The 7,044-nt window shown below is 33.2% G+C and carries 7 protein-coding genes and 2 pseudogenes; 5 read left to right on the forward strand and 4 right to left on the reverse strand.

What is annotated here, in order from left to right:
• Both AFK68_RS17435 and AFK68_RS17440 read left to right on the forward strand, forming a co-directional pair.
• The coding region (locus AFK68_RS17435; protein ID WP_305778144.1) for a BtpA/SgcQ family protein at positions 1-269 on the forward strand (269 nt) is incomplete at its 5' end.
• Between the two features lie 115 nt (positions 270-384).
• Complete coding sequence (locus tag AFK68_RS17440; RefSeq protein WP_143437983.1) at positions 385-582, forward strand: hypothetical protein; 198 nt, start codon at positions 385-387, stop codon at positions 580-582.
• Positions 583-900: 318 nt separating this feature from the next.
• Here the strand turns inward: AFK68_RS17440 and AFK68_RS17445 are convergent, their stop codons facing one another.
• From AFK68_RS17445 to AFK68_RS17460, 4 genes and pseudogenes are all read right to left on the reverse strand, one after another.
• Positions 901-2,292, reverse strand: coding sequence for a tetratricopeptide repeat protein (locus AFK68_RS17445; protein ID WP_094673871.1), 1,392 nt, complete (start codon positions 2,290-2,292; stop codon positions 901-903).
• Positions 2,293-2,472: 180 nt separating this feature from the next.
• Positions 2,473-3,098, reverse strand: a pseudogene (locus AFK68_RS45575) (tetratricopeptide repeat protein); the annotation flags it as partial.
• Positions 3,099-3,106: 8 nt separating this feature from the next.
• Positions 3,107-4,401 (reverse strand): annotated as a pseudogene (locus AFK68_RS45580) (tetratricopeptide repeat protein); the annotation flags it as partial.
• A gap of 6 nt (positions 4,402-4,407) precedes the next feature.
• A complete protein-coding gene (locus AFK68_RS17460) occupies positions 4,408-5,883 on the reverse strand; it encodes an ATP-binding protein (RefSeq protein WP_094673874.1) in 1,476 nt (491 codons plus the stop codon).
• A gap of 156 nt (positions 5,884-6,039) precedes the next feature.
• Between AFK68_RS17460 and AFK68_RS17465 the strand changes: the two genes are divergently transcribed.
• The 3 genes from AFK68_RS17465 to AFK68_RS17475 form a co-directional block, all read left to right on the forward strand.
• Complete coding sequence (locus AFK68_RS17465; protein WP_094673875.1) at positions 6,040-6,255, forward strand: hypothetical protein; 216 nt, start codon at positions 6,040-6,042, stop codon at positions 6,253-6,255.
• A 128-nt stretch (positions 6,256-6,383) separates the two neighbouring features.
• On the forward strand, positions 6,384-6,484 hold a 101-nt coding region (locus tag AFK68_RS17470; protein WP_143437986.1), incomplete at its 3' end, for a DUF4058 family protein.
• 49 nt (positions 6,485-6,533) lie between these two features.
• Positions 6,534-7,044 (forward strand): DUF4058 family protein (locus AFK68_RS17475; RefSeq protein WP_143437985.1); only part of this gene is annotated, 511 nt, incomplete at its 3' end.

Genomic DNA, 7,044 nt, shown 5'->3' on the forward strand with positions numbered 1-7,044 from the left:
AATTAGCTACTGCAGCAGCAGCAGGTACGCCAGTATTTATAGGTAGTGGTGCCAACTGGGAAAACATTTCTACCTTGATGCAAGCTGCAGATGGCGTCATTGTATCTAGCTCCCTCAAACGACATGGACAAATAGACCAACCAATAGACCCTATTCGTGTGAGTCAGTTTGTGGAAGCTACTCGGCGGAGTGTAGCAAATAAGGTAAAAGATTATCAGAATTGGGAAGCAGAAACTAGAACTTCTCCTTCCCCTATCAAAACAATCTAAAAGTAAATTGTTATTCACCGACACTACTATTCCTGTCCTGTCCTGGAATTAAAAAATGGTTCCGAAAAATAGAATATTGTATGGTGATGATTCTTGTTCCAATTACATTAAACGGATGTTTATAGAACAAGATTTTTCTAGAGCTATTGAAGCAGCACGTCAAAGGTTTAAAGCGTGCAAAGAAGCTAATCAAATTTTGAAGTTACAAGCAGTTAGTAATTCTGAAAATGAAGAAGATTTGAAAGATAAAGAAAAGTTTGTAAAAGATAAACTGCCTCAATTAAAAGTAAAAGATAGGGATAAGAGAAAATAAAATAGTAGTAGAGTTAGAGAAAATATTGATTGTTGCTATGAAATATTGGAATGTGATGATTGTCTTCCAGAATTAGAATGTGATGGTTGTTTTCCAGAATTAGAATGTGGTAGTTGTGACTTAGATTTGTAGCCCAGACTTTGGTAGTTGTGGTGGTTAACGAAGTCAGAAATCAAAAGTCAGAAATTATTTTTGTAAGGGGAATTAGAGCAAAGTTCCAAAAACATTTCGCCTTAAAAGTCGGGGTTAGGCGACCCAATTATTTTGGTAATTATCATGGGTATAGTCGGCAAATATTAGCTCTATTTACCATTCATTTTAATAATAATTTTTGCCTACTCTACTACTCAATTTTTTCACCTGACCGTATAAACCCCACCATAATGTAGTTATGAAAGATATAGTTATAGCAAAGGGAAATCCTATTAACACAAATAAGAGAAATATAGTTAGCTGAAATTTACCTCTTTGACTAAATTTTAAGAATGATTTATACCATCTTGGCAATGGTAAGGCATTTATTGTTACTCCACATTCTGCCATTATCTTCAGAGATTTTTGAGAGCTAGTAAAACCTTGTTGAAATTGACCACATCTATAATAATACTGACTCAGACCAAATAATATATGAGCTTCACCTCGGCGATCGCCTATCTCTCTAGCAATATTTAAAGCTTTGTCAAAATACTCTCTTGCTTGAGTTAAATTTCCTAATTCAACTTCAATTACACCTAAATTTGTTAGAGCAGTTTCCTCTCCATTCAAATCACCCATTTCTATTGCTAACTCTAAACTTTTCTCAAGATAGGTAATAGCTTCGGGGTATGTTTTGAGAAAGCGGTAAATAATACCAATATTGCCTAAAGCAGTTTTAAAACTTTGGCTATCGCCTATTTCTTCTGCTATTTTCCGTTGTTGCTCGTAATAATTCATTGCTTCTTCATATTTTTGCTGAGAATAGTAATAAATTCCTAATCCTCCCAATGCTGATATTTTGGCAATATAATTATTTGTTTCTTGAGATATTCTCAAAGCTTGCTTAAAATTATCTAAGGCTGGATTGTATTCGCCTTGAGAATCATAGAGATGACCAAAATTGACTAATAAACCTGCTTCTGTGAAACGATCGCCTGTTTGTTGCACCTTTTCTAAACTTTGTTGTAAATAATATTCTGCCTGATTGTAATTGCCTAAATTGTGATATGTAGAACCAATATTTTGTAAAATTTTAGCATCTTTTTGGAAATTATTTTGGTTAGCTATTTCTAAACTTTTCTCAAAGTAATTAATAGCTAGTTGATAACTACCTGTATAAAAGTGACAATTACCAAGACCATTTAAACAAATACAATCCCACTTATCATTTAATTTGCCTAAAAGTCGGTCATAAATTTCTTTTTGTTGTTGATAGTAACCCCAAGTTCCTAATATATCTCGTAATTTTTCATTCGTGGGAGTGTTCAGAGGAATATCAATAATTGTTGTAGCTCTTGCCCAATCTTCTACTTCACAAAGATGATAAAAAGCTTCTAAATAACCTTTTACTTTTTCTAAGTTAGAAGCATTTGCATGGGGTTTATAGAATATCAACCAGTTCATAACTGCCCGATACTGAGTCCTTTTCGGAGGTGGTTTGATTGATTTAATAGTTGCTGATTCGAGACCTATTTTTTCTAGAACTAATTCAATGGTTGGCGTAATATTATTCATTTCTATTTCCCTGATTGTTATTTATTTTTGTATGTTGTTTGATTTGTATAAGAGTTTGCCAGAATTTAAAAATAACAAAAGCCATGAATAGAGCTGCACCTAAAATAGCTAAACCATAAATTATCAAAGATAAAAATCCTACTATTATTAATAGTATAAAAATCCCCAATATTATAGGCNAGAGCCAACCTGTGTTTAAAACTTATAGTTAACCAAGTTAAAAATGCTTTATTGTAGTTTTTCAATTTGCCATAAGCAAATCCTAAATCTACCAATATGAGTATTTCTCTTTGCCAATCACTTATTTCTCTAGCAATGGGTAATGCTTTTTCATAATACTCAATTGTTTGAGGATACTTTTCCAATTTTTTATGAACAGAAGCTATGCAACCTAACGCTACCATCTCTGTATCTCTGCTGCCTATTTCTTGCGATATTTTCAGCATTTGTTGGTAATAATTAATTGCTGTAATTAACTGGTTTATTTTTGTTTGACACTCACCTATTTTTGGCAATATTTGTATTTCTATTTCTTTATTACCTATTTCCCTAGTTACTTTTATGAGATTTATATAGTATTTAATTGCATTGTTGTAATTCTTAGTTTCTTGGTTAGCATCCCCCAAGCCAAAAAGTACAACTATTTGCATCTCCCGATTTTTTATTTCTTGAGTCAGAGGCAAAGTTTGTTGATAATATTCGATAGCTTGTAGGTAATCTTTTTGTTCTGCATATACTTTAGCCAAACCAATTAGTGCTGAAATTTCACCTTCAATATTTTTATTTTTTTCAGCACTATTTAACATTTTTCGGNGCATATACTTTAGCCAAACCAATTAGTGCTGAAATTTCACCTTCAATATTTTTATTTTTTTCAGCACTATTTAACATATTTTGAAAATAATCTACGGCTTTTGCATAATCTTTATCTGCGAAATATATTTTTCCAAAATCTAAAAACAATCCCATTTCAAAATCCGCAGTTTGAAGCTGATTTACAAGCGATCTATTTTGTTGACTATACTGTATTGCTTTCTCATAATTGCCGAGTAAATAATATATATTTGCTAACTCTCCTAACGTTCGACTTTCTGTGACAATATCATTTGTTTCTCTTGCCATTGCTAAACGCTGTTGAGCTAATTCAATTGCTTGAGCATGATTTCCTAGGGAACTCTCAATTAACCCTAAATTTCCTATATTTGTAGTTTCTAAGTTACTATATTGAAGTTCTTTAGCTATAGCTAAACTTGACCGATAAAATTCAATTGCTTGACCATAATCTTTTAATTTACAATAAATAATTCCTAAATTACATTTAGCCGTTGCTTCAAGATTAAAACTTTGAATTTCCTGACCTATTGCTAACTGTTGTAGCTGATAATCAATGGCTCTGTGATACTTGTTCCTAATATAATAAAAATTGCCTATTCCTCCTAAAACTCCTCCTTCTCTTTGACGGTCTTTAATTTCTCGGCTAATTTCTAAACTCTGCTGAAAGTAATTCCAGGCTTGAGCAAACTTTCTTTTAAATAGATAAGCATGACCGAGATTTCGTACTGCCTCTTCCTCTTCTTTACAAGATTTAATTTCTTGAGCAATAGTCAAACTTTGTTTTAGGTATTCTATGGCTTTGTCAAAGTTTAATAAAGCGATATTTGCTTTTCCTAAATTTGTTAATATAGTCGCTTTTATTGGGAGACTTAGTTCGCTAAAACTCAAAACTTGAGTGTAAATTTCAATTTGTATTTGATAATATCCCCAAGTATAAAGTTGCTTGTGAAATTCTTCTTTTGTAGGAGTATTAAGACGAACAAAAATTAATTGACTTGCTTTTTCCCAGTCTTCGACTTCACACAAATGATGAAAAGCTTCTAAACAACCTCGAACTTTCTCTATATTAGGTGCATCTGCTTTTACCTTATACTCAGTCAACCACCATTCAACTGCCGAATATTGAGCAAGTTCCCAAATAGATAATTCCTCTGACTCCGCTAGTTTTGAATCAATATTTAGATTAGCAAGCACCAACTCCCCAGAAATTGTAAAATCAACATTTTCTAGTTGTGACTGCATTTTCAAATCTACTTCTGCAAAATCATTTGTCATATCAAACTATCTCCTATTTTTGCATTTTTTCAATTGAGTCAAAGCTACACTCCGAATTAAATTGTGCTGTCTGACAACTTCTTCAACATCCATATATCCAGTCTCACCTATTTCGACTAAATATCGGTCAAATAATACATCCATCATATCTTGCAAATATTCTTCCCCGTACTTCAATCCCTTATTCCATGCTTCCTGGGGTACTCCACGGCGATACACCGCTCCAAAACAAAGTAACTTGTAAGCATCAGGAAAATCATCCAGCAACCTTTGAAATGTCATTCCAATTCGTTTTTCTACTAATTGTCGCAAGTCTTTAGTATATCGTTGGAGTCTGAAATTATCCTTTTCTGACTCAATCTTTTCTTGCTGCTGTGCTTTCTCAATTTTTTTGATTTCGTGCCCCCACTTTTCCCAATAGGCAACTACATCACCAAAAAAAGACTCGCTCATAATTTCTCCAGCAATAACCAGCAATGCTAAAGGATGACCCTCATACGCAGCACCTATTCGTTTTAAATATAGCTGATTTGGCGATACCGCTTCAACCTCTATTCCCGTCTTTTCAAATAACCCCAACTGCTCAAACTCTTCTAAACCTTCTAACAAATGACAGCACCAATGTTCTGCATAACCCCACTCTTGCGACTGAGTAGGAAAATGTTGTGAAGTAACAATTATTCGACTTTGACATTCTGGTGCTGCCAATAATTTCTGAAAAAATTTAACCCAAAATTCTCCTTGATATTCATCTCGAAAATTATTCCAACCTGTATCTTTGTTTCCCTCCAGTAAAATTTCTAGAGATTCAATTTGTAATAAATAAGGGTTATTTACCAACTTATATAACAAACGGTTAAGCAAAATTTCTGGTTGTTTGCGTTCATCTGGAGTCACTTTTTCATGCCACTTAATTAATAATTCAGCAGCAACGCTAGTAAAATCTTTTGTCGTATCATCATTTTCAAAATCCAGAGGTTTGCTACGTTGAAAACCTTCTATTTCTAAAACCTTTACCAATTGATATCCCAAAGAAGTTTTACCAATACCAGTAATTCCAGTTAGCACTAATAATCGACAATTTTCTTTTAACTTAGCAGTTAATTGATTAATCAATTGTTCTCTACCAACCCAAAAATATTCAAGAAATTTTGCTCTTTCTTGTCGTTTTTGAAGTTGATTATTACTGGTAGGGTCTACAATATTTTCCCAGTCTAATTCTAAAGCTTGACAAAAAGCTTTAAAAGCTTCATTTCCAATAGATATTCCCTTCAGAAAACGCTGCCAATTTTCATTTGAACAACCTTGAGCATAAATTATTTTTCCTTGATATTCCCTAGGCCATTTTTGCTCGTTAGGTTCCAAAATCTTACTTGCTTCAATTAGTGGCGCATCGTTCGTAGAAGCATCCCATTGCCAGCCTTTTTCTTGCATAGCTTGACGAATTTTCTCTACTCCCTGTCGGTCAGCTTTGAATCCCATTTTTTATTACCTTACGAATAAATATTTGTCAAGGATCGTATTTTAGTGCAATTTTTTGCAAAAAGCTAATTTCAGACAAAATAGTGACTCTAGAGAAATCTTTATAGATTCAGGATGATTGATTTTAGAAAGTCAATCGAATAGAAATCACAAAAAATGAACAACTTCTATGTAAATGCCGAACATCAAATTATTGTTGACGAACTAATAGAAACTCAAAAATATAATGGCTACCGTCAAGGATGGATTTATTACAGTCTTTTAGAAGATAAACGCTCTAAAAAATTTACATTAGGAGACTGTTTAACAATTGCATCAAAACTTGGATATCAACCTGGATGGGGTTGGCATTTCTGGCGAGAAGTTCAATGATTATAAATTGATGGCAAAATCTGAGGGTAGGTATTATTCCTGCCCAGAAAATTTTGTTAAAATACAGTTAAAAACAGAATAATTTTGATACTTGCTATAATTAATCAAAGCCAAAGGAGAAAAAAATTATGCCATCCCCATTTCCTGGTATGGACCCATATTTAGAACATCCCGATTTATGGCCGGGATTACATCTCTTCTTAATTAGTAATCTTGCTCAGTTATTATCNAATTTTGATACTTGCTATAATTAATCAAAGCCAAAGGAGAAAAAAATTATGCCATCCCCATTTCCTGGTATGGACCCATATTTAGAACATCCCGATTTATGGCCGGGATTACATCTCTTCTTAATTAGTAATCTTGCTCAGTTATTATCTCCCCAACTACGTCCGAAATATTTTGTTTCTGTGGAAGTCAGAATGTATGAAGAAAAGGATGCCAAATCTTTACTTGTAGGTCTTCCAGATGTTTCAGTGCTGTCTAAAAAAGGTCAAGTTAACACATCAAATTCTACAGAATCTCAGGTTACAGCAACAGCAACTACCACAAAACCTATAACAGTAACTCTGCCAATACCAATAACTATTCGCCAAGGATATTTAGAAATTCAAGAAGTAGCAACTAAAGAAGTTGTAACAACCATCGAAATATTATCTCCTGCTAATAAAATAGGTCGAAAAGGTAGAGAAATGTATTTAGAAAAACGAGAAAAAATTTTAGATAGTCTGACTAATTTTATCGAAATAGATTTACTGCGTCGCGGTCAACGAATGCCTATTTCAAATC

Origin of the sequence: Hydrocoleum sp. CS-953 (genome assembly GCF_002260545.1) — a bacterium.
GTDB lineage: Bacteria > Cyanobacteriota > Cyanobacteriia > Cyanobacteriales > Microcoleaceae > Trichodesmium.

Excerpts from the sequence above, each read along its gene's own strand:
- AFK68_RS17440 (WP_143437983.1), top strand. The coding sequence starts at position 385 with ATGTTTATAGAACAAGATTTTTCTAGAGCTATTGAAGCAGCACGTCAA.
- AFK68_RS17445 (WP_094673871.1), bottom strand. The coding sequence starts at position 2,292 with ATGAATAATATTACGCCAACCATTGAATTAGTTCTAGAAAAAATAGGT.
- AFK68_RS17460 (WP_094673874.1), bottom strand. The coding sequence starts at position 5,883 with ATGGGATTCAAAGCTGACCGACAGGGAGTAGAGAAAATTCGTCAAGCT.
- AFK68_RS17465 (WP_094673875.1), top strand. The coding sequence starts at position 6,040 with ATGAACAACTTCTATGTAAATGCCGAACATCAAATTATTGTTGACGAA.